This is a genomic window from Dietzia sp. 2505 (assembly GCF_040546785.1).
Lineage (GTDB): Bacteria > Actinomycetota > Actinomycetes > Mycobacteriales > Mycobacteriaceae > Dietzia.
Window position 1 is genome coordinate 18,190 of record NZ_JBEPON010000009.1, and the last position, 22,308, is coordinate 40,497.

19 protein-coding genes are annotated in these 22,308 nt (G+C 71.9%); 8 read left to right on the plus strand and 11 right to left on the minus strand.

The features are described 5' to 3' along the window. Positions 1-10: 10 nt before the first annotated feature. Positions 11-625: a malonic semialdehyde reductase gene (locus ABIE38_RS15745; protein WP_354057859.1), complete on the minus strand. Its 615-nt coding sequence runs from the start codon at positions 623-625 to the stop codon at positions 11-13. Between the two features lie 125 nt (positions 626-750). Here ABIE38_RS15745 and ABIE38_RS15750 point away from each other — a divergent pair, with 125 nt between their 5' ends. Both ABIE38_RS15750 and ABIE38_RS15755 read left to right on the plus strand, forming a co-directional pair. Beyond that, the gene (locus ABIE38_RS15750; RefSeq protein WP_354057861.1) at positions 751-1,050 is read left to right on the plus strand and encodes a hypothetical protein; all 300 of its coding nucleotides are present in this window, start codon (positions 751-753) and stop codon (positions 1,048-1,050) included. A 76-nt stretch (positions 1,051-1,126) separates the two neighbouring features. Next, positions 1,127-1,918 carry an ROK family protein gene (locus tag ABIE38_RS15755; protein WP_354057863.1) on the plus strand — a complete coding sequence of 264 codons (792 nt, stop codon included), beginning with the start codon at positions 1,127-1,129 and terminating at the stop codon, positions 1,916-1,918. A 3-nt stretch (positions 1,919-1,921) separates the two neighbouring features. On the opposite strand, the gene ABIE38_RS15760 is transcribed toward ABIE38_RS15755, so the two are convergent. Beyond that, a complete protein-coding gene (locus tag ABIE38_RS15760; RefSeq protein ID WP_354057865.1) occupies positions 1,922-5,263 on the minus strand; it encodes a DEAD/DEAH box helicase in 3,342 nt (1,113 codons plus the stop codon). 92 nt (positions 5,264-5,355) lie between these two features. Between ABIE38_RS15760 and ABIE38_RS15765 the strand changes: the two genes are divergently transcribed. The 3 genes from ABIE38_RS15765 to ABIE38_RS15775 are packed head-to-tail and all read left to right on the plus strand — an operon-like array spanning position 5,356 to position 7,379. Beyond that, positions 5,356-5,703 carry an ArsR/SmtB family transcription factor gene (locus ABIE38_RS15765; protein WP_354057867.1) on the plus strand — a complete coding sequence of 116 codons (348 nt, stop codon included), beginning with the start codon at positions 5,356-5,358 and terminating at the stop codon, positions 5,701-5,703. 46 nt (positions 5,704-5,749) lie between these two features. Then, positions 5,750-6,733, plus strand: a complete 984-nt coding sequence (locus ABIE38_RS15770; protein WP_354057869.1) for an SRPBCC family protein — start codon at positions 5,750-5,752, stop codon at positions 6,731-6,733. A gap of 58 nt (positions 6,734-6,791) precedes the next feature. Beyond that, entirely contained in the window at positions 6,792-7,379 is a 588-nt protein-coding gene (locus ABIE38_RS15775; RefSeq protein ID WP_354057871.1) for a dihydrofolate reductase family protein, read from the plus strand. A gap of 23 nt (positions 7,380-7,402) precedes the next feature. Here ABIE38_RS15775 and ABIE38_RS15780 read toward each other — a convergent pair whose 3' ends face one another. The 6 genes from ABIE38_RS15780 to ABIE38_RS15805 all read right to left on the minus strand — a co-directional run bounded on the left by ABIE38_RS15780 (position 7,403) and on the right by ABIE38_RS15805 (position 13,895). Next, the gene (locus ABIE38_RS15780) at positions 7,403-8,086 is read right to left on the minus strand and encodes a TetR/AcrR family transcriptional regulator (protein WP_354057873.1); all 684 of its coding nucleotides are present in this window, start codon (positions 8,084-8,086) and stop codon (positions 7,403-7,405) included. Positions 8,087-8,121: 35 nt separating this feature from the next. After that, entirely contained in the window at positions 8,122-9,174 is a 1,053-nt protein-coding gene (locus tag ABIE38_RS15785) for a PDR/VanB family oxidoreductase (protein WP_354057875.1), read from the minus strand. A gap of 1 nt (position 9,175) precedes the next feature. Further along, positions 9,176-10,069: a metal-dependent hydrolase gene (locus tag ABIE38_RS15790; RefSeq protein WP_354057877.1), complete on the minus strand. Its 894-nt coding sequence runs from the start codon at positions 10,067-10,069 to the stop codon at positions 9,176-9,178. A gap of 40 nt (positions 10,070-10,109) precedes the next feature. Continuing rightward, a complete protein-coding gene (locus tag ABIE38_RS15795) occupies positions 10,110-11,819 on the minus strand; it encodes an SDR family oxidoreductase (RefSeq protein ID WP_354057879.1) in 1,710 nt (569 codons plus the stop codon). 26 nt (positions 11,820-11,845) lie between these two features. Further along, the gene (locus ABIE38_RS15800; RefSeq protein ID WP_354057881.1) at positions 11,846-12,748 is read right to left on the minus strand and encodes a M24 family metallopeptidase; all 903 of its coding nucleotides are present in this window, start codon (positions 12,746-12,748) and stop codon (positions 11,846-11,848) included. Positions 12,749-12,818: 70 nt separating this feature from the next. Continuing rightward, positions 12,819-13,895 (minus strand): DUF368 domain-containing protein, encoded by a 1,077-nt coding sequence (locus ABIE38_RS15805; RefSeq protein WP_354057883.1) that lies wholly within the window; start codon positions 13,893-13,895, stop codon positions 12,819-12,821. Positions 13,896-14,090: 195 nt separating this feature from the next. Between ABIE38_RS15805 and ABIE38_RS15810 the strand changes: the two genes are divergently transcribed. From ABIE38_RS15810 to ABIE38_RS15820, 3 genes are all read left to right on the plus strand, one after another. Beyond that, positions 14,091-14,804, plus strand: a complete 714-nt coding sequence (locus ABIE38_RS15810) for a hypothetical protein (protein WP_354057885.1) — start codon at positions 14,091-14,093, stop codon at positions 14,802-14,804. A 144-nt stretch (positions 14,805-14,948) separates the two neighbouring features. Next, the gene (locus tag ABIE38_RS15815; protein ID WP_354057887.1) at positions 14,949-16,271 is read left to right on the plus strand and encodes a YncE family protein; all 1,323 of its coding nucleotides are present in this window, start codon (positions 14,949-14,951) and stop codon (positions 16,269-16,271) included. 74 nt (positions 16,272-16,345) lie between these two features. Further along, positions 16,346-17,647 (plus strand): FAD-binding oxidoreductase, encoded by a 1,302-nt coding sequence (locus ABIE38_RS15820; protein ID WP_354057889.1) that lies wholly within the window; start codon positions 16,346-16,348, stop codon positions 17,645-17,647. Positions 17,648-17,671: 24 nt separating this feature from the next. On the opposite strand, the gene ABIE38_RS15825 is transcribed toward ABIE38_RS15820, so the two are convergent. From ABIE38_RS15825 to ABIE38_RS15835, 3 genes are read right to left on the minus strand one after another with little or no spacing between them, the layout of a single operon-like run. Next, positions 17,672-18,697, minus strand: a complete 1,026-nt coding sequence (locus tag ABIE38_RS15825) for a hypothetical protein (protein WP_354057891.1) — start codon at positions 18,695-18,697, stop codon at positions 17,672-17,674. After that, a complete protein-coding gene (locus ABIE38_RS15830; RefSeq protein WP_354057893.1) occupies positions 18,694-19,581 on the minus strand; it encodes a carbon-nitrogen hydrolase family protein in 888 nt (295 codons plus the stop codon). Before ABIE38_RS15830 ends, ABIE38_RS15825 begins: the two co-directional genes overlap by 4 nt. A gap of 60 nt (positions 19,582-19,641) precedes the next feature. Further along, positions 19,642-22,269 (minus strand): AMP-binding protein, encoded by a 2,628-nt coding sequence (locus tag ABIE38_RS15835; protein ID WP_354057895.1) that lies wholly within the window; start codon positions 22,267-22,269, stop codon positions 19,642-19,644. Positions 22,270-22,308 lie beyond the last annotated feature (39 nt).

Consider the following 22,308-nt stretch of genomic DNA (forward strand, 5'->3'; position numbering starts at 1 on the left):
GACGACCCCCTCAGAGGGTCGTGACGACCTCGTCGTAGTCGAGTCGCGGCAGCCGGTCGAACCAGGCGTTCTCCGCCGGCGTGCCGATGTTGATCGCCACGAGCACGCGGTGGCGCCCGTCGGGGAAGAACTCCGCGGCGATCCCCTCGGCGTCGAACCCGGTCATCGGGCCGGCGGCGAGACCCGCGGCGCGGATGCCCAGGATGGTGTAGCCGACCTGCAGGCTCGCGTTGAGCTCGGCCGCGCCGACCCGCGCGGCCTCGTCCGCGAACAGGTCACGGGCGCCGGGGAAGTGGGGGAAGAGCCGGGGCAGTTCGTCGTGGAAGTCCACGTCGGCGGCGAGCAACGCGACGGCCGGCGCGGCGGCGGTCTTGGCCCGGTTTCCCTCGGCCAGGTGCGGCAGCAGTCGCGCCTTGGCCTCCGCGGACCGCACCACGACGATCCTCAGCGGTTGGTTGTTCATCGACGTCGGGGCCCACTTGACCAGGTCGTAGATCGCACGGAGCTGCTCATCGGTGACGGGCTCGTCGGTGAACGCGTTGGCGGAGCGGGCCTCCCGGAAGAGCAGGTTCTGCGCAGCGGAGTCCAGCTGCAGGGCGGTCGAGGCCTCAAAAGATGTTGTCATATCTACTAGAACCCCGGATCTACTCCGCCGAGTCCCGGCCGAATAGTGATGTCCGTCACCACGCGCGCCTACGCTCTCCTCATCGGCCGCTCACCTCGTCGTCGTCATCCCCCGGAGGTCTTCCCATGCCCACCCGCACCCGACCCGCGATGCTGGCCGCCCCGGTCGCCACCGCCGCCCTCGTCCTGGCGTCTCTGACCGGCTGCAACGCGATGGACCCCAACCAGGGCGGTGACACCACCTGCGGCGACTACATGGAGATGCCGCCCGAGGACCAGCGCGAGGTGATCACCACCTTCCTCGACGAGAAGGGGCAGTCCGATCCCGCCGGCATGGAGGTGACGTTGACCCAGGAATCGGCCACGCTCTACTGCGGAACAGTGGGCCAGTCGAGCGACCCGATCCGCAACATCGACACCGGGTAGCACCCCACCACACCCAATGGCCCGCCCGCTACGAACTATTGGTGACAATGGTCGGTGTGGAACGGGAGGTGATCTGATGAGGAACGGCGTCGTCGTCGACATCGGCGGCAGCGGAACGCGGATCGGTGCCGTGGTCGACGGCCGCGTGGTGGGGGTCCACGGGGCCGAGGTGGCCACCGCCGAGGATCTGGCCGCGGTGATCCGTGCCGTCGATCCCCTCCCCAGTGGCGTCGGCGTGTCGGTCAGCGGGCACGTCGACGCCGACCGTGGGGTCATCGAGGCCTCACGCGCCGCCGCCTGGGCCGAGGGGCCGATGCGCTCCCAGTTGGTCGCCCTTCTGGACGCCCCGGTGTCCGTGATCGGTCACGGCGACGCCCACGCCCTGGCCCTGACCCAACTGCCGGACGTCGAGTTCGGCGGCATCGCCATCTCCCTGGGCACCACCCTGTCGTTCGGGGCGCTCAACCGCCACGGCGCGCTCATCCACCCGTGCGGGCCCACCGGGTGGGATCTCGGGCACTGGCGGCTGGTCGTGGATGGCGGCACCACCGAGGCGTGGTGGGGCCTGGGCGGGCACGGGCTCTACGACCTTGAGCGGGAACACGGCGACGGCGCAGCCGAGATCTACGCCCACCGGGTGGGCTCCTTCGTGGTGGACGCCGTCCAGTTGTTCCGGCCGCGCACGGTCCTCCTCACCGGCGGGATCGTCGTGGGCCTGGGAGAGGCGCTGCACGGGCCGGTGGCCGAGCAGCTGCACACGTTGCCGCACACCATCTCGGCGCCACGGGTCGTGTTCTCCCCGTCCCGGGACACGGCGCTCTTCGGGGCCGCGGTGGCGGCGGGGCTCGCGATGCCGGCGGTGCGGTGACCCCTACTCGATCAACCCCCGCAGGTCGTCAGCCGTGAGGGCCGCGGAGAAATGCTCCCCGCTGTCCAGCACGGAGGCGAACAGCTCGGCCTTGCGTCGCTGGAGTTCGACGACCCGCTCCTCGATGGTGTCCCGCGCGACCATCCGGTACACCAGCACCGGGCGGGTCTGGCCGATCCGGTGCGCACGGTCCACGGCCTGCGCCTCGGTGGCAGGGTTCCACCACGGGTCCAGCAGGAAGACGTAGTCGGCGCCCACCAGGTTCAGGCCCACGCCCCCGGCCTTGAGGCTCAAGCAGAACACCTGTGCACCGCCCTCGGTGAACCTGCCGACGGCTCCTGCCCGATCGGTGGTCCTGCCGTCGAGGTGGGCGACCGTGATCCCCTCGGCGTGCAGCCTGTCGACCACCGTGTCGAGGTAGCTGGTGAACTGGCTGAACACCAGCGCCCGGTGCCCCTCGGCCACGACCTCACGCAGCGACGCGATGAGCTCATCGGTCTTGGCGGAAGGGATCGATGCGTGGTCGGGGTCCACCAGCGAGGGGTCCAGGCACAGTCGGCGCAGCACGGTGAGGCCGGCGAGGATGCTGATGCGGTTGGAGTCGAAGTCGTCGAGCAACGCCAGGAGCGACGCCCGCTGCCGGGCGAGTTCGCGCTCGTAGACCCGCCGGTGCGCGGCCGAGAGCTCCACCTCCATCACCGCATCGGTGCGCGGCGGCAGCTCGCCGGCCACCAGCTCCTTGCGTCGCCGCAGCAGGAACGGCCGCAGTCGGCGGCGGAGGCGACGCAGTGCCTCGGCGTCGCCGTCCTTCTCGATCGGGGTCCGGAACAGCGCGCGGAACTCCTTGGCGTCGGGCAGCACCCCCCGACAGGACAGGGCCGCGATCGCCCACAGTTCGGTGAGGTTGTTCTCCATGGGCGTGCCGGTCACCGCGAGCAGGAAGTCAGCCCGCAGCCCGGCGAGGGCGGAGAACAGCTTGGACGAGGGGTTCTTGGCCTGCTGCGCCTCGTCCAGGATCACCCCGGCCCATTCGATCCCCGCGTACGACTCGGCGTTCAGGCGCAGGACGGTCGCGGAGGTCACCACGATGTCGTGGGCGGCCGCGTCCTCGGCGACGGTGGTGGACGACTTGCTCTCCGTGGCAGAGCGTCGGGCCACACGCAGCGAGGGCACGAACCTCCGGGCCTCGGCCTCCCAGTTGGGAACGACCGACGACGGCGCCACCACGAGGAACGGCCCCGGCGAACCGCCCGGCCTCTCGTCAGCGCGGGCCTCGTGCGCGTGCGCGATCAGGGCCAGCGCCTGCACCGTCTTGCCGAGGCCCATGTCGTCGGCCAGGATCCCGCCGATCCGGTGTCGCCACAGCATGGCCAGCCAGTCCAGCCCCTGCTGCTGGTACGGCCGCAGCTCGGCGTCCAACGCGGCGGGCACCGGGACCGGTTCGGGGGCGTCCGAGGCCAGCTCGAGCAGTGCCTGCGCCCGACCGGTCGGTGGCGCGAGATCGTCGGCCAGCTCGGCCAGGTCCGCCCACAGTCCCGCCTGGCCGAGCCCGATCCGGATGTCACCCGTCTCGCCGTTCTCGCCGGCCCGGGCGGCCGAGGCGGCGAGCGCCTCCTCGAGAAGGGTGCGCAGCTCGCCGAAACGCTCGAGGTCCACCGGGACCAGCACGCCGTCGTCGGTGACGAACTCCGACTGCCCGCTCACCACCGCCCGGAACACCGTGGCGAACGGCACCGGCCGCCCCTCGACGGTCACGCCCACCGACAGGCCCAGCCAGTCGATGCCGGACCGGTCGTCCTCGGCCGCCACCCTGATCCGCGGCCCCTCGGCGGCCCGGCGGATCTCGGGGACCCCCTCGCGCACGGTCACCCGGACGCCGTCGAGGGCGCGCAACGCGGGTACCCCGTCCGCCAGCAGTACCGCCGCATCATGCCCTGTGACCCGCCAGGGCCCGGGCGAGACGACCCATCCCCAGCCGGCCTCGTCGACTCTCGCCGCGAGTTCGATCGACTCGTGGTTCGCCAGGACCGGTCCGGCGTCACCCAGGTCACCGGCCGTGAGCGGACGACGACGCGTCGTCTCGGTGCCGTCGCTCATCCGCAACACGTCGAGCCGGGACCACTCCGCGACGAGGTCCGGCCCGTCCGCGGAGTCGGGCCCGGCGTAGCGGCGGATCACGAGTTCGAACTCGACGCGGTCCGGCTCGGGGAGCTCCAGTCGACCGGCCCGGTCGACCACCGGGAACGCGTCGACGAGGCCGGGGAGGAACTCCCCGCAGAATTCTGCGACGGACTCGTCCGGGATCGCCAGCTCGCGCCATCGGCGAAGATCGCGGGCCACCCCGTGGTCGAGCCGCCCGACCGGGCAGAGCTCCAACACCCTGTCCCGGACCACCGCGACCAGGTCCCCGCGTTCCCCCACGAGTGCGCCGGGCAGGGGGCGGTCGGGTTCCTCGTCGTCGACGGGCATCGTCCGGGCGCCGTCGGCGTCGGGCAGCACCTCCGCCGCGGCGGTGACCATGACCTGCCGGCCGTCGGGCGACCAGGCCGTGAGCCCGACGCGTCGGCGCGGCCCGGGCCGGACGTCGTGCAGGCCGTCGTCGGGGACGATCTCCACCTCGGCCTCGGCCGCGGTCGAGATGAGTGGCCACAGCGCGGGGACCTCGGCATCGCACAGGTCCAACCACACCCTGGCCTGACGACGACTACGGGCCAGCGCGTCCACGGCGCGGAACCAGCTGGTCTGCGCGGCGGACATGTCCGCGGTCCACCCGTAGCGCAGCCGGTCCCATTCCACGCCCGCCGACTTCCACCGCCCGCCCCTGCCCGGGACCACGATGCGCGCACGGAGCCGGTTGCCCAACCCGGGCCGCAACCCGCCGGTCCAGCCGTCGTCCACGGTCTCGTCCGCCACCACCGACAGCTGCAGTCCGTAGACCTCGGACTCCCGCGGCGAGACCTGCTGCGCCGTGCCGTGGAACATCTCCTCGACCCGCCGCCGCCATTCGGGCACCGGCTCGGTGCCGCCGTCCACCCCGGCGTCCGGATCAGCGCCGGCGAACAGCATGAGCGCCGCGGCGTGCTTGCACCGCATCGCCACCGGGCACGTGCACGTACTGAGCTTCGGTCGCGACCAGCCGTCCCCGGCGGGATGCCCGAACGCGACCTCGGTCCGGTACCGCTGCCCCCCGGTGCCCGAGACCCGGGCCGACAACGTCCGCGACCCGGGGTTGTAGCTCACGTCGCCGATGGCGTCCGGGTTCACGTACGACCGCGCACGAGCGAGCGCCGCGGTCCCGACGAACCGCTCGACCTCGGACTCGGGGACCCACACGCTCGACCGCACGCACCCAGGGTAGGGGCGACCCACGACATCGCGGCGGGCGAGTTCGGCCACACCGTTGACCTCGTCCCCGGGGCGACCTAATATGAAACCAAATGGTTTCATATCAAACGCCCGAGGTGGATCTCAGTGACGACGACGTAGATCGGTTGTTCCGGGCGCTGGCGGACGCCACGCGCCGGGACATCGTCCGTCGCACGCTCACCGACGAGTGCTCCGTCTCCGACCTCGCCCACCACTACGACATGTCGTTCGCGGCGGTCCGCAAGCACGTCAACGTCCTCGAGGAAGCCGGACTGGTGACCGACGACCGCCACGGACGCGAACGCCGGATCCGGGGCAACCCCGAGGCGATCCGCAGGGCCCAGACCCTGCTGGACGGCTTCGAGCGCCTCTGGCGGGGGCGCATCGACAGGCTCGACGCCCTGCTCGCCGACGACTGACCACCCGAGCAACCCACGAAGACCACCGAAGGAGAAGGGGCCGATCATGCCAGTGACATCCGTAGACAAGGACCTCGAGGAGTTGACGATGACCATCGTCGCCGACTTCCCGGTGACGGTCCGCCGACTCTGGGACGCGTACGTGGACCCGCGCCAACTCGAGAGGTTCTGGGGTCCGCCGGAATGGCCGGCGACCTTCACCCGTCACGACATCTACCCGGGCGGTCGGTCGGAGTACCACATGACCGGGCCGGACGGAACCCGCAGCGGCGGTTACTGGGAGTACCTGTCCGTGCTCGAGGGCAGCTCGTTCGAGATCCTGGACGGCTTCACCGATGAGGACGGTCGCCCCGACCCCGAGATGCCGACGATGCGCGCGGTGTTCTCCTTCGAGGAGACCGACTCCGGCGCCCGCCTGACCACCACCACGTACTTCAACAGCCTCGACGAGCTCGAGCGGCTCATCGGCATGGGCATGGAGGAGGGCACCCGCTCCGCGATGGCCCAGATCGACGACGTCCTGGCCGACGTGCGCTCCTTCGCCGCCGACACCGGCACGCAGTCCCAGTTCCTCGACGATCGGACGGTGCGCTTCACCCGGATCCTGCGGGGCACCCCCCAGCAGGTCTGGGACGCCCACCACGATCCGGAACTGCTGGACCGGTGGTTCCACGGCCCCGACGGTTGGTCCCTGGTCGGCTGCCGGGTCGCCGCTGTGCCCGGCGAGACCACCCGCTTCGAGTGGGCCCCGGGCGAGGGGGTCGAGGGCGAGGCGTTCGCGCTCGTCGGCGAGCTCATCGAGACCGACCCTCCGCACCGCGAGGTCTTCACCGAGACGATGGAGGGGGCCGATGCGCCACCGACGCGCAACGAGCAGACCCTCACGGCCATCGGGGACGGGACCCTGATGACGCTCGTCATCACCTACGACAGCGCCGAACTCCGCGACATGATCCTCGGCACCGGCATGGTCGACGGGATGGAGGCCGGCTACCGGCGGCTCGAGTCGGAGGTCCTGGCCCACGCCTGAGAAGTCTCCGGGCGCCATCCGGCGCACCGCGTCACCAGCGCACACCGAGAGGACCCACATGCGCACGCTCATCATCACCGCCTTCATGTCGCTCGACGGGGTCATGGAGGCTCCCGGCGGCGAGGAGGGTTACCGCAACGCCGGCTGGACCTTCCGGGACATCCCCTTCGACGAGGCCGCGTACGAGATCAAGGGACGCGAGCAGGACGAGGCCACCGCCCTCCTGCTCGGACGTCGCAGCTACGAGGCGTTCTCGCCCGTGTGGCCGGGGATGACCGACGACTTCGCCAGGTACAACGAACTGCCGAAGTACGTCGTGTCGACCACCCTGACCTCGGGCGACCTCGTGGACAACTGGGGGCCGACGACCATCCTGCGTTCGGTCGGGGACGTGGCACGGCTCAAGGAGACCGACGGCGGCCCGATCATCGTGCACGGTAGCGCGATCCTCGGCCACTCACTGTCCGAGGCGGGACTGGTCGACCGGTATCACCTCCTGGTCTTCCCGCTCCTTCTCGGCGCGGGTAAGCGGCTCTTCAGCGAGGCCGACGTCGACGCCACCCCGCTGGTCCTCACCGAGCACGAGGCCTACGGCAACGGCGTCCAGGAGATGGTCTTCGACGTCGCCCGGACGGAGAGCGGCTGACGACAAGGGGGTCCGGCGGATAGTCAGCCGAGCATCCTGGCGAGCGCGAGCATGCCCTCGTCCTCGGTCGGCAGGGTGACGTGGATGAGCGCTCTGAGGGTGGCCGTCAACCGCGTCGCGAGTTCCTCGATCGTCTCGTCCTCCTCACCACCGTCGAGCCAGGCGAGCGTCTGCACCTCGATGCACGTCAACCAGGAGCGGACTGTCAGCCTCGCCAGACGCGTCGGTTCCCCGAGACCCACGCGCCGGTAGATCTCCTGTTCAGCGCGCAGGAAAACCATGGACACCACCGAGTCGTCCGTACCCGGCAGGCGCGAGTTCCGCAGCAGCGCCCTCGCGGGCAGCCTCACCTCCTGGCAGGTGTGGAGGAAGTCGTGGAGCACCCTGACGAGTTCGGCGTCCTGATCATCGGTGGCCTCGAGTCGGAGACGGTCGACGAAGTCCTGGGCGACCAGGTCCACCACCGACTGGTAGACCTCGTCCACCGAGGAGTAGTGGCGGTAGAACAGCGCCCGTGACACGCCCGCCCGGCTCACGATGTCCGCGACGGTGACCTTCTCCGAGATGGTCGCGGCGAACAGGGCGGACGCCGCCGACGTGATCTGGCGCATCCGATCCCGGGGCGGGAGGCGTCGACGCTGACCGTGGGGCCCGTCGGTTCCCCGGCCGGACCTCACCGCCCCCGCGTCGTCCCTGTCCGCACTCACGCGCCCCACCCTAGTGGGGCACGGCCGACCGGCCACTACAGGTCCACGGTGAGGCCGACACCCTCCGCGCGGTCCGTGCACAGCAGCATCTCCTGTGCCCCCGGCCGACCGGGTCCGCCCGCTCGCCCTCGGCGCTCCACGACGCCCTCGCACACCCGTACCCGGCAGGTACCGCAGAATCCCTGCCGACAGGAGTACGGGGTGTCGGCGGCGATGTCCAGGACGACGTCGAGCGCGCTTCGGTCGGCCGGGACCCGAAGCGACCGGCCCGTGCGGGCGAGGGTCAACTCGAACTCCCGCCCGGAGGTCACGGGGGGCGGGGCGAACCGCTCGTAGTGCAACGGTGCACGCACCGGCCCCCTCGCCGTGCGGACCAGGTCGAGAAGCGGGGCGGGTCCGCAGCAGTAGACGGCGGTATCGTCGTCCGCCCAGCCGAGGAGTTCCTCGGCCGTCGGGCGCCGGTCGCGCTCGTCGTCGACCAGCAGGGTGAGACGGTCACCCGCGAGCTCGGTCACCTCGTCGAGGAAGGGCATCGAGGCGCGGGATCGGCCGGCGTAGACGAGGTGCCAGTCCACCCCACGCGCAGCACTCTCCCGCGCCATGGCCACTATCGGCGTGATGCCGATCCCGCCGGCGACGAGCAGAACCCGGCGCTCTCCACAGAAGGGGAACGCCGTCCGCGGTCCCTGCGTGCGCAGAACGTCCCCCACGCGCACCCGGTCATGGATCTCCGTGGAGGCCTCCCCGATACGTCGGACCGCCACCATCAGCCTGGCCGGATCGGTGCCGCACAGCGAGTACTGGCGGCGCAGTCCGGACGGGAGCGTCACATCGAGGTGGGACCCCGGAGTCCAGGACGGCGCCGGCGCCCCGTCCCCGGGCTCCAGAACCAGCCCGACCACGTCGTCCGCGAGCTCCGGCTTCCCGACCACCCGCATCGGGCGTACCCGGTCAACGGGCCGGACCCGGTCGACCGACCATCCCTCGGACAGACCGGGGACGAACGCCACCGACGCGATCGCGCCGAGCAGCCGGTATCCGAGGATGCCCTGCCGGTGCCCCTTGAGCTCCCCCGGGATGGTCGCCATGTCAGTGCCCCGCCCGTGCCGCCGGCGAGGTGGCCAGGTAGCGGATCGCGGGTTCGACCGATCCCTGGGCGCTCGGGTGGTAGCGCCGACGCAGATAGGGCACGATCTCGCGCACGAGCACGGCGGGGCTCGGCAGGAGACCGCGTCGCGCCGCCGAGGTCCAGTCCCGCCAGCGCGCCTTGCGGTCGACCTCCGGGTCGACCGCCATGAGGAACCGGATGCCCCGGACCCACAACCAGAACAGCGCGGGGGTGACGAAGAGATAGGTGCGCACTCTACGGATGTAAGAATCGTCCAGATGGGTGAGCAGGTCGAAGCACACCGACCGGTGTTCCACCTCCTCCGCGCCGTGCCAGCGGAGCAGATCGAGCATCGTGGGATCGGCCCCCGCCCGGTCCAGCGCCGGGGAGTCGAGCACCCAGTCACCGAGGACGGCCGTGTAGTGCTCGATGGCGGCGATGAGCGCGATCCGCTCCACCAACCAGTTCTCGGCGCGGCGACCGCGGAGGTCGCGGTTACCCAGCAGGATCCGGAACGCCCAGTCGACCTGCCGGGTGTAGTCGGTGACGTCGACGCCGGCGGCGGCGAAGTGGTCGAGCACCCCGCCGTGGGCCTGCGAGTGCATGGCCTCCTGTCCGATGAACCCCAGGACGTCCTCGCGGACCCGGTCGTCCCTGATCATCGGCAGGGCCTCTCGGAGCACCTGCACGAACCAGTCCTCGCCGGCGGGCAACAGCAGGTGCATGACGTTGAAGGTGTGAGTGATGACGGGATCGCCCGGTATCCAGTGCCACGGCAGGTCCGACCAGTCGAACTCGACCTCGCGGGCCACGAGCACCAGCTGCTCCTCGTCCCGAGGAGGACGCCCGCGCTCCGTGCCGGTGTTGATCGTCATGGGATTCCTTCCGGTTGGCGTGCGGTTGGGGTGATCCGGTTCAGCCCGGCGTGAGGTCGGCGCGCGCGAGAGCGCGCAGCAACCCCGGCGCCAGGCCGTGCAGGCGCATCCCGATCCGGGACTCGGCGGTCACCGGGACGACGGCGCTGTTCCTGTCGGCGGCGCGCACGATCGCCCGAGCGACCTTCTCGGGGCCGTAGTTGCGCCGGGCGTACTGCCCGGAGGCCGCGCGCCGCGTCCGCTCCTCGGACTCCTCGTCCATCCCGACGTAGTGGGTGGATCGGCTGATCCCGGTGTTGACGAAACCGGGACAGACCACGGTGACGCCGATCCCGTGGCGCGCCAGGTCGCCCCGCTGTGACTCGCTGAGGGCCAGCACGGCCGCCTTGGTGGTGCCGTAGGCGGGCAGGATGCGGGAGGGCAGGAATGCCGCCGCCGAGGACAGGTTGACGAGCTGGCCACCGGTACCGTGGTCGCGCATCATCTCGCCGAACACCCGGCAGCCGTGGATGACCCCCCACAGGTTGACGTCGATGACCGCCTGCCAGTCCTCACGGGTGGTCTCGAGGAAGCCGCCGCCCATCCCGATACCGGCGTTGTTGATCACGACGTCCGGGACGCCGTACCGCTCCTTCAGCTCGTCCGCGAACTCCTGCCACGCGTCGGCGTCGGTCACGTCCAACCGGTACGGCACTCCCGTGCCGCCGACGAGACCGACCTGGCGGGCCGTGCGCTCGGCGCCGTCGAGGTCGCGGTCGGCGATGACCACGGTGGCCCCGCGGGTGCCGTACTCCACGGCCGTGGAGCGGCCGATCCCGCTGCCCGCGCCCGTGATGACCACGAGCTCGGTGGCCCGGCCACCGGCGTCCCGTGCGTCCCCCGGTCCGCCGGATCCGGTGACGGCCCGGATGTGCTCGTCGACCAGGCCTGCGACCACCGCGGGCCGGTCACGGACCACCCAGTGGCCGCCGACGACGGGCCGGACACTGACGTCGTCCGCACCGAGCCGCGCGCACTCCTGTAGCGCCGGCGTGACGAACACGTCCCGGGTCGGGGTCAGGACCTGCACCGGCACCGAGGTGTGGCGCCGCCGGGGGCGTCCGAGGTGGCGGCGCATGTTGGCGCGGTACATCTCGAGCCCGTTGATCAGATCGCGCTCCGGGCGCGGGGTGTCGTCCGGGGGGACCTCCGCGGCACCGGCACCGATCGCGAGGATCCGACGCCCGAGCCCGCTGCCCACCCTGCTGCGCCAGAGGGCCTCGGGCAACCGCGGGAGGTGGAACCACCCGATGTAGGTGGAGGACAGCGACTGGGCGAGCATCGGGGCGGTACGTTCGCGACCCTCCCCTGTGATCCACAGCCCGACCAGGTCGAGGCACGGACCCGAGATCGACGTGAAACTCGCGGCGCGCGAGGCCGCACCGTCCCCCGTGACGGCGTGCCAGGTCTGGATGGATCCCCAGTCGTGCCCGAGGAGGTGGACCGGCCGGTCCGGGGACACCGCCCCGATGACGGCGTCCAGGTCGGCGGCGAGCTGGTCGTTGGAGTAGCCGGCCCGGGAGGAGGACGCCTCGGAGTCCCCGGCACCGCGGACGTCGTAGCTGACGACCCGGTAGCGGTCGGAGAGTTCGCGGGTGATGCCGTCCCAGACGCTGCGGTTGTCGGGATAGCCGTGGACGCAGACGAGGGTCGGGGCGTCGGCCGGGCCGGTGACGGCGACTGCGAGGGAGAGGCCGTCGGTGGTCGTCACCCTCCTGATCTCCGTCTCGTTCCCGCTCACGCCGCGGTCTCCGAGGTCGTAGTGGTCTCCGAGTTCGGCGTGGTCTCGTGCGTCTGGCCCAGTCCGCAGGCCAGGCCCTGCCGCCTCCATCTGCGCACGTGCGGGGTCTCGTCGTCGAGCCATGCGGCCGACCCGTCCGGGCGCACCACCAGCGCCTCCTCGAACTTGACCCCGACCTCGCGGAAACCGATGTGCGGTTCGACCGCCCACAGCCCGGGTTCCGGACGGTGGTCGGAGATCGTCCCGGACGCCCACAGTGGTGAGCGGTTGTGGGCGCGCTCGACCATGAGGTCGCCGACGAGCGTGCGCACGGCACGGCTGCCGAAGCCGAACGCGATGAAGCGGGGGATGCGCGACTCGATGTCGCCGACCTGGTGGGCGATGACGCGTCCGGGGTAGACGCGGTGGCGGTTGTCATAGCCCTGGCGGCGGATCAACTCGTCGACCTCGAGATAGACGTCGCGCAGTGTCGCGCCCTCGGTGATGAGACGTGGGATCAGGTCGCGATAGGCGGCCAGGTCGCTCATCAGCTCGTCGTGGATCGGGTTCTCGCCGAGGACGCGGGCGTAGCCGATGTCCCCCACGGCGCGGTCCAGCACCGGCGCGACGTCGAGGATGTAGGGCATCCCCTGCTCCAACCGGCGGCGGGTCGGGAAGAAGTGCAGCGGCGTGGCGAACCCGCGGAAAGCGGTCCGGTCGCCGAACCACGCGAACGGGGTGTGGAACCACTCCCGCACACCGCGGTCGGTGAGCCAGGCGTGCAGGCGGGCGGCCACCTCTCGTTCGGTGACACCCTCGTCGAGGGTCGATGCCACGCTTTCGACGCATTCGTAGGACAGTCGCTGCACGTTCCGATAACGCTCGAGGAACGTGGCATCCGTCACATCACTGTGAGACATGGCGTCCATCATAGACACCGTGTCTCATAAAGCAAGGGCGGTGGCGCGGGCGGTCCCCGCAGGGAGCTACCTAGTCGCGATCCTCGAGTGCAGTGACCCGCGGATCCGGGTCCGTGGTCGCGGCCTTGGCCGCGAAGAACCGTTCGACGGCCAGGACGATCATCACCACCACGACGCCGACCGCCACCGCGGCCAGGACGACAGGCCAGTCGGACCCCGGTGCCAGGATGTCGGCCTCCTCGGTCTGCCAGGGCCACAGGGCGCGCAGGGAACCGAGCATCAGTCCGGCCATGGCGATGAGGGTGGGCTTGCGGAAGTCCTCCAGCAGGCGATCGAGAATCTTGACGAAGAGCGAGATCCCGACGAGCGCACCGAGCGCGAACACCCCGAGGTAGGCGAAGTTCCGGTCGTCCACGGCTCCGAGTGTCGGCGCGTAGAGCCCCATCGCCAGAAGCAGGTACGAACCCGACACACCGGGCAGGACCAGCGCGCAGATCGCTACCGCGGCGGCCACGAACACCAGCAGGTAGGACGGGTCGCTGATCGTCCCGCTCGGCAACCCGGACAGCACGAACGCCAGCGCCGCGCCGCCGACGAAGATCAGCCCCAGAGCCCAGTTCCGTCCACCCGGGGTGGCCCGCGCCATCCCGAGCGGCACCGCGATGCTCGCCGCGACCATGCCGAGGAACAACCCGCGTGCGATCTCCGGGCTTCCCTCGACGAAGCCCTTGAGCACCCCGGCCATGGTGAAGACCATCGCCAGCATGCCCACGGCGAGCGGGAGCAGCAGCCACCAGTCCACGTGACGGAAGGCCGCCGCCGTGCGCTCCCGCCGGTCCGGGCCGAGGATCGCCGACCGCATCCCGTCCACCACGTGCGCGCCGGAATCCAGTAACCGCGGGTACACGCCGGTCACCAGCGCGACCGTGCCGCCCGAGACGCCGGGTACGAGCTCGGCCATGCCGATCAGCGCACCGCGGAGCGCGTTCCCGACCATCCCGAGCGGTCCGGGTCGGGCGGGGAGCGGCGACCGCGGGTCCAGATCCGTGTCCGCGACGGGGTCGTGATGAACCGACTCCGCCGCGGCGCCGGGGGGCGTCCCTCCCGGTTCCGGAGTGGACGCAGGCCGTGGTGACTCGACAGACATCCCTCCACTTTCCCCGACGACCCGTGCCGAAGCCCAGTCACCACCCCGCCGACGGGCCATGACTGTGACCAACCCGTCACCTCGCGACCGTCTAGAATCGGCCGGACCGAGGGAGCGGACCGAGGCAACCGACCGAGGCAGCTGACGGGGCCGGCCAGTCGGCGCGAGGATCCGCGGCGAGGGAGGGAACGCGTCATGCCGATGCACTACCCGCCTCTCCCCGACGGCACCTACCGCTACGGCGATCCCCCGCAGCCCCTGCCCTCCCCCGTCCCGGGACCGGACCCTTCCGAGACCCCCAAGGCCGAGACCCCCACGTCCGACACCCCGGTGCCCGGGCCTCATCCGAACGCGCAGCACCCCGCGCACGAGTCGACCCCGCCGGAGGGCGATCCCGAGGGTGATCGCGCGAGCGGCAGGACGGCGGCCGCGGTGATCGTCGGAGGGCTGGCCCTCGTCGTCGTCGTGGTCCTGGGCCTCGCGCTGACCGGCCCCGGATCCGACCCCGGCGGCCCCACCGACACACCGCGTGGACCGTTGCCGCCCCAGGCCTGGCAGGCCCCCGAGCGCGCGCCGGGCGAGTTGTTCGACGTCGAGGGACGGTTCACCGTGATGTCCTCCCCGGGGGAGCCGGTCTCGGGCGACGGGTCCGGCTGCGAGCTGCCCGTCACGCTCTCGGACATCGGCGAGGGGACACGGATCACGTTGAGCGAGGGCGTGTCGACCACCCTCGGCAGCACCATGCTCGCCTATGACGGGGGCGACCTCTCCTCCTGCACCTTCACCTTCGACTTCGGCGCGGTCCCCTCCGGGGCACCCTTCTACCTGATCGAGATCCCCGGGCGCGGGCAGCTCACCTACACCGAGGACGAGCTCCGCGCGGGAGTGGACATCACGCTCGGCCGGTGACGACCGGACCCGCCCCGTCGGGAGCCGCCGGCACGGCCCCCTCCACCTGGCCTCGGTGACTCGTTGACCCGGCGAACGCGCCTCCGTAGACTCCGAAAGGCCAACCGGACGCTTGTCCAGAATTGTTGTCCCCCGGGAGCCGCCGTGAACCGCCCGTCCGTCCTCGCCCGCGCCGCCGGCGCCCTCGCGCTCGCGGCGGTCACCTCCCTCTCCGGAGTGGTCGCCACGCCGACGGTCTCCGCCGCGACCGCCGAATCCCCGTACGTGAACCCGGCCCCGGGTCTGCGCAACGTCCTGTGGGTGGGCAACAACTGGGAGGGCACCGCGGACGCCGTGCAGCCGGACGGGGACTTCCACCGGATCGCCCGGATCAACATCATCCCGGACCGCAACGAGCGCCTGGTGGAGATCCACCGCGACCCCGCCCGCCTCGCCATGTACTACGCCATCCGCCAGATGGTCGGCGAGGGCCACGACCAGTACGTCGACGACCTGTACTCGACCAAGGACGGACGGCACCTCATCGTGTCCCGGCCGAGCTTCGCCGACGTGGTCTCGATCGACATCGTCACCGGTGAGATCGCCTGGCGCTTCCCGGTCCAGGGTTTCCGGTCCGATCACATGGCGGTGAGCCCGGACGGATCCCGGGTCGCCGTGAGCGCGTCGACGGCCAAGACGGTCCACGTCCTCGACACCGCGACGGGTCGGGAGATCGGGAACTTCCCCTCCGGGGACAACGCGCACGAGAACGTCTACATCAAGGGCGGAACCCAGATCGTCAACGAGTCGATCGGCAACGTGTGGACGCCACTCGATCAACCGTGGGCCGACGTGACCAAGGGCGAGCGGGTGCTCCAGTTCGTCGACGCCGAGACGCTCCAGATCATCAAGCGCGTCGACCTGCGCGCGCGGCTCGCCGAGGCCGGCCGCCCTGAGCTGAGCATCGGGGTGCGCCCGATGACCTTCTCCCCGGACTACCGCTTCATGTACTTCCAGGTCTCGTTCTTCCACGGCTTCATCGAGTACGACATCGACGCCGACACGATCACCCGGATCGTGGACCTGCCCGTCACACCCGCCGGCGACGTGCCCCGCGAGGCTCACCTACTGGACTCCGGCCACCACGGCATCTCCATGAACCCCCAGGGCACCAAGATCTGCGTCGCGGGCACCATGAGCAACTACGCAACCATCGTCGACCGGGAGACCCTGCAGCACGGGCCGCTGGTCTCGACCGGCCTCAAGTCCTACTGGGTGACCACCGACCTCACCGGGGAGCACTGCTTCGTCTCCTGGGCCAAGAGCGACACGGTCAGCGTCCTGTCCTTCGAGACCGGCGAGGAGGTGGCCCGGATCCCCGTCGGGTACCACCCCCAGCGCATGCGGATCGGTGTGGCCCCGCAGGACTGGAGCGGCAACCCGGTGCCGCTCCCCGCTCCGGGAAACCCCCTGCCCGCGTTCTCCTGACCGCCGGTACCGGCGCCGGCGGCTATCCTGGGGCACCGGCGGACACCGACGGCAGGTAGGTAGGAGGCGCGGAGGTGGTGAGGATCCCAGGGGAGGACGACGACGCCTTCACCCGCGCCACGGACGTCGAGCGCCTCGTGTCGGACATCGACCTCTCGCCGTATCTCGGCAGGACCGCCGACCCCACGGCCACGCCGCTGACCGACCCCGTCCCGGTCTCCACGGCCACTCCCCCGCTGTTGGCCCTCCGCGACCTCCTCGCCGACCCGCGCTTCATCGGGCTGTTCGCCCGTGCCCTGCGGGACGCCGACCCGGATTTCCGCGAACTGTTCCCCCGCGACGCCTCCGGTGTGCTCGGCGAATTCGTCCGCGCCATGACGTGGGCGCTCGAGACGGTCGAGGACGCCCGGGGGGACGAGGCCGAGGTCGCCCCGGTGGTGGAGTTCGCCCGCCACCTGGGCGCCGACCACCGCAAACTCGAGCTCTCCCCCCGCCACCACCAGCGCTTCGGCGACGCCCTCGCCAGCACTCTGCGCCACCTGGCCGGCCGCGGCTGGGACGACCGACTGTCCACCACGCTGGCGACCGCGTACCGGGCACTGTCGACCGCGCTCCAGGAGGGCGCGGCCGCCGGCCAGGGGCCGGCGAGGGTCGGCGCGACCGTCGTCGAGGTCCTCCGGCCGACCCGCGACGTGGTGGTGGTCAGGTTGATCTCCGACGTGATGGTGGACTACCACCCGGGCCAGTACCTGAGCGTCCTGACGCCGTACACGCCGGGCGTGTGGCGCCGGCTCAGCCCGTCGATCCCGGCCAACCCGGCCGGCCAGATCGAGTTCCACGTCCGCGACGTCCCCGGTGGTGCGCTCAGCGGATCGCTGGTCCGCGGAGTCGGGGTGGGCGACCGGTGGGTCCTGGCCAGGCCGCTCGGGCTGCTCGAGGTGGATCGCACCGAGCCCGTCCGCGACGTGCTGATGGTGGCCGGCGGCACCGGGATCGCCCCGCTGCGCTGCCTGCTGCTGGACATGATGCGCCACGGATTCAACCCGCGCGTGCACCTGTTCTACGGCGCGCGGCACCCCGGCGACCTCTACGATCTGCCGACACTCGTCGACCTCGCGGCGACCGCTCCGTGGCTCACCATCCAGCCGGTCTCCGAGGAGGACACCGACCCGTGGTGGGCCGGCGCGCGGCAGGACCTGCCCCGCACGCTGCACCGGCGGCAGACCGGAACGCTGGTGGACGTGGTGACCGGCTGGGGTTCGTGGGCCGATCGCCAGGTGCTGCTGGCCGGGTCGCCGGAGATGCTGCGCGCCACCGTCCGCGGGATGGTCGCGGTCGGGACCCCCCGCGAGAACATCAGGTTCGACCGGCCCTGACCCGCTGACGGGCCGGCCCGGGGGTCAGGACTCCTCGAGGTCCCCCTCGGCGCGGTCGCCGCCGTCCTCCGGGGCGTCCTCACCCGCGGCCGCGCCCTCCTCGACCCCACCGGCGCCCGGGGGCCCGGGTGGTGTGGGGGGCGTGGTCACGGTCGTCGGAGCGGTGGGCGGGGTCGGGCTGGTCGGGCTCGGGGCGGTCGGGCTCGGGGTGGTCGGGCTGGGGGTCGGCGCCTCGCAGGGCTGGAAGACGCGGCGGAACCGATCCGGTACGCCCAGCTGCTCGAGTTGCTCACGGCACACCTCGGACGCCGGCTCCGCCAGGAACTCCCAGGTGTCCTCTCGCCACGACAGCAGCTCGAGATCGCCGTCCTCGCCGCTGACCAGCAGGAAGCGCCCGTCGCACTCGCGCACGGTCGTGTCGTCTCCCAGCTCCTCGGCCACGAACTCCGGCGAACAGCGCTCGGCGACCCCGGGCGGGCCGGTCGTGGTGGGCGTGGTCGGCCTCGGGGTGGTGCGCGGCGTCGAGGTGGTCGTCTCCGTGGTGGTCGTGGGCGCGGCCTCGGGCTCGCGGTCACCCCGGCCCGCACTGACCAGCCACACGATCAACCCGGCCACCAGCACCACGGCCAGCAGCAGCGCCACGATGATCCACGGGGTCTGCCCCCCGCCGGGCTCCCCACCCTGCCCGCCGTCGTCCCAGCCGTCGCCGCCGTCGCCCGGGGGCGGGACGTCCCCGGGCGGAGGGACGTGGGGCTGCGGGGGCATGTCACCGGTCGGGTGGGCGCCTGCCGGGTGGGCGCCGAGGGGCGCCGCTGCGGGGCCGGCGGGGTACTGCGACCACGCGGTACCGGTCCCGTCGCCCTCCACCGGCGGGAGGTGCTCGGTCGGCGGATCGGCCGGCGGCATCTGCTGCGTGGGCGGGTCCGCCGCCGGGTTCGGCTCGGTGGGCGGGTCCGCGGCCGGGTTCGGCTCGGTGGGCGGGTCCGCGGCCGGGTTCGGCTCGGTGGGCGGGTCGACCTCACCCTCGTCGCCGTCCCGTGGCCCGGTCACCGCACGACCTCCGCGGTCGACTCCCCGGTGGCCGACTCCCCTGTGGCCGACTCCTCAGTGATCCTGCCGTTCGCGAGCACGGGGATCGTCTTCCGGATGTCGGTCACCTCGTCGTCGTCGATCTCGAACACCACCAACCCCGCCTCGGGGCCCGCCTCGTCGCGCACGGTCCCGTCCGGTCCCACGAGCACGGAGTGCCCGACGCCGGTCGGTGCGCCGCGCGTGACCTCCACCCCCTCGACCCCGGGGTCGGCCTGACCCACGGCGACCAGAAACGTGGTGGCGTCCAGCGCGCGGGCACGGGCCAGCAGCAGCCACTGGTCGACCTTGCCGGGTCCCGATCCCCACGACGCGGCGCAGATCGTGATCCGCGCCCCGGCCGCCGCGAGCTGCCGGTACTGGCCGGGGAAGCGGATGTCGTAACAGACGCTCAGCCCGATGCCCACGCCGTCGACGGTCACCACGCGGGTCGCGTCGCCGGGCTCGACGGTGTCGGACTCGGCGAACCCGAACGCGTCGAACAGGTGGATCTTGTCGTAACCCACGTGCAGGTCGCGGTCGGGTCCGCCCGCCGCGTCGCCCCCGGCCGGTCCGGTCACCAGGAGGGTGTTGCGGACGCGACCGCCCTGACCGGGCGTGAACATTCCGACGACGACGACGACCCCGTGCTCACGGGCGATCTCGGCCACCGCGCCCGCCCAGGGTCCGTCGAGGGGCTCCGCGACCTCGTCGAGCCGGCCCGCCCCGAAAGCACGCATGGTGGCCTCGGGCAGCGCCACGATCCGGGCCCCCCGGGCGGCGGCCTCGGCCACGGACTCGCGGACCAGCCGGAGATTGTCGGCGGGGTCGCGTCCGGACAGGATCTGGGCTGCGGCGATGCGCACGGCGGTCCTCCTGGGGCTTTCGGGTTCGGGCGGTCTCCGGCCGGGCGGCCGTCCCCGACGCTACCCGCGCCGCAGCGCCCGGGCCGCTCGCGGCGCGGACCGCCGGACCGCCCGGGCACCCCGCTCCCACGTCGCCCACACGAGCAGTCCCACGACCACCGACGCGGCGAAGGAGAGCCACACGTGGCCGGCGTCGCGGATCGGCGGGTAGACGAGGAAGTGGGTGAGGTAGATGAACAGCGAGGCCGCGGCGAGCGGGGTGATCACCCGGACCACCGGGCGCGGCAACCGGATCGACGGGACCCAGATCAGGGCGAGCAGTCCGGCCACGATGACGGTCTCGCGCCCCGGGTCACCGAACCACCCCGGCACGCACAGCAGCGCGACCACCGAACACGCGATGCGGAGCCACACCGCCCGACCTGTCGAGACTGTGCGTCCGGGGGCGGCGCAGCGTGCGATCGCCCAGCCCAGGCCGAAGAGCCACAGCACGGCCGGCGCCGAATACCAGACCTGCGGGCCGCCTCCGAGGTCGATCAGGCCGAACCGCACGGCGAGCCCGGCGGCGACGAACGCGGCCGGGAGCGCGAGCGGCCACCGGAGGTCGAGGCGACTCACCGCCGGGACGGCCATGAGCGCCGCCACGAGCAGGAGACCGTAGACCACCGCCTCGATGAACCACATCTGCCACGGGTTCCACCAGCGGTCCTCCCACCACGAGCGCGGCCCGAACAGGTTGGTGGCCAACAATGGCGAATACCAGTGGTAACGGCTGGTCAACGGGGTGACGATCAGCAGCCACAGCGCCGCCGGTACCGCGATCCGGCCGGCCGTGCGCAGGACCCCGCGGGCGCGATCTCGCGCGCCAGCGGAGTGGAGTCGGAACCTCGCCATCGAGTACCCCGCGAGCGCGACCAGGACGTGGGCGCCGCCGATGATCGCGATGGCCCGCGTGTGGGAGCCGACGATCGCGAGGATGAACAGTCCGCGCAACACGATCGAGGTGTCCACGCGGGACCACGTCCGCCACGGCGCCCACCACCGGGCCACCGTCGGCACGGAGACGCGGGCCAGGTCGTCGAGTTCCCCGATCGGCCACAGGTGCCAGTCACGGGGCAGGCCCGGCACCCGGTCCTCGAGCCTCGTCGACAACACGACATAGGTCAGCGAGTCACCGCCGAGGTCCACGAACGTGGCCTCGGGGTCGAGATCGCGGGGGTCCAGTCCGAGGGCGTGCGCGATGAGCTCACCGGGGGTCCCCGCCGCATCCGCGGGGACGTCGCGGTCCCGCGCGGCGACGAGCTCGCGCAGCGCCATCTGATCGATCTTCCCCGCGGGGGTCCGCGGCGGCTCGTCCACGAGGAGGACCTCGACCGCCGAGGCGGGCAGCCCCGACGAGGCGACCGCGCCCGATACCGCGTCCTGCGCCCGATCGGCCTGTCTGGTCACCACCACCAGTCGGTCCGGCTCACCCACACACCACGCGTCCAGGCCACGATCGGCCAGCGCGGCCTCGACGCGTCCGAGGTCGATCCGGTGACCGAAGATCTTGGCCTCGCGACCCATGCGGCCCACGATCTCCACCAGGCCGTCCGGGGCGATCCGCGCCAGGTCGCCGGTGCGCAGCTCCGACAACTCGGGGCCGCGGGCCAGGTCCTCCGACTCGCGGGCGTATCCCATCATCACGTTGGGGCCGGTGTAGACCAGCTCACCCGGGGCATCGGGATCGGTGTCGTGCGGCCGGTCCACTCGGAAGGTGCCGCCGGGGATCGCGACACCGATCGCCCCGGCCCGGCTCCGCGCGAGATGCGGCGGGAGGTAGCCCATGCGGGCGGTGGCCTCGGTCTGGCCGTACATCACCACGAGCTCGGCGCCCCTGGCCTCGAGTCGCTCCGCGAGCGTGCGCACCTTCTCCGGGGCCAGCCGGCCGCCGGCCTGCGTGAGGTAGCGCAGGCGGGTGAGGTGGTCGAGCCGGTCCAGACCAACCCGCTCGAGCAGCTCCACGGTGTGGGGGACGGCGGCGAAGGTCGTCACGCCGTGGGCGCCGGCCCGCTCCCAGAAGGCGGGGCTCGACACGGAGTCCTCGTTGAGCACGACCGAGGCACCCACGAGCAGGTGGCTGTGGATGACGGACAGGCCGTAGCAGTAGTGCGGCGGGAGGGTGGTGATGGCGCGGTCACCGGGCTCGATGCGCAGGTACTCGGCGATCGCCGCGGCATTGGACAGCACGGCCCGGCGCGACTGGCGGACGAGCTTGGGCGACCCGGTGGACCCCGAGGTGCTGAGCAGCAGGGCCAGGTCGGGGTGGAGCTGGTGGCGCGGCGGGGTGTGGTGCGCGGAGTCCGCGATCGGCTCTCCCGCACCCGCCACGACGTCCGGGACCCACGAGTCGACGAGGCTGCGGGTGGCCGCGCTCTCCGGCGGCAGGAGGAGGATCGCGTGACCCGCCTCGTGCGCGGCGAGGTAGTCGACCAGGAAGTCACAGGTGTTGCCCGCGACCAGGCCGATCATCCGGCGCCCGGACGCCACCGCCGGGTACTCGGCCGCCCGGGCGGAGACCCGGAGCGCGAGATCGATGTAGGTGAGGGTGGTGTCGTCGCTGATCACGGCGACGGCCCGCCCACGGGCGGCGAGAGGCCCCGCGAGTCCCCCCACCCGCCCGGTATGGCCCACCTGCTCGATCGTCACCGGACCACTGTAAAAGGCAAGGCTATCCTGAGACAATTC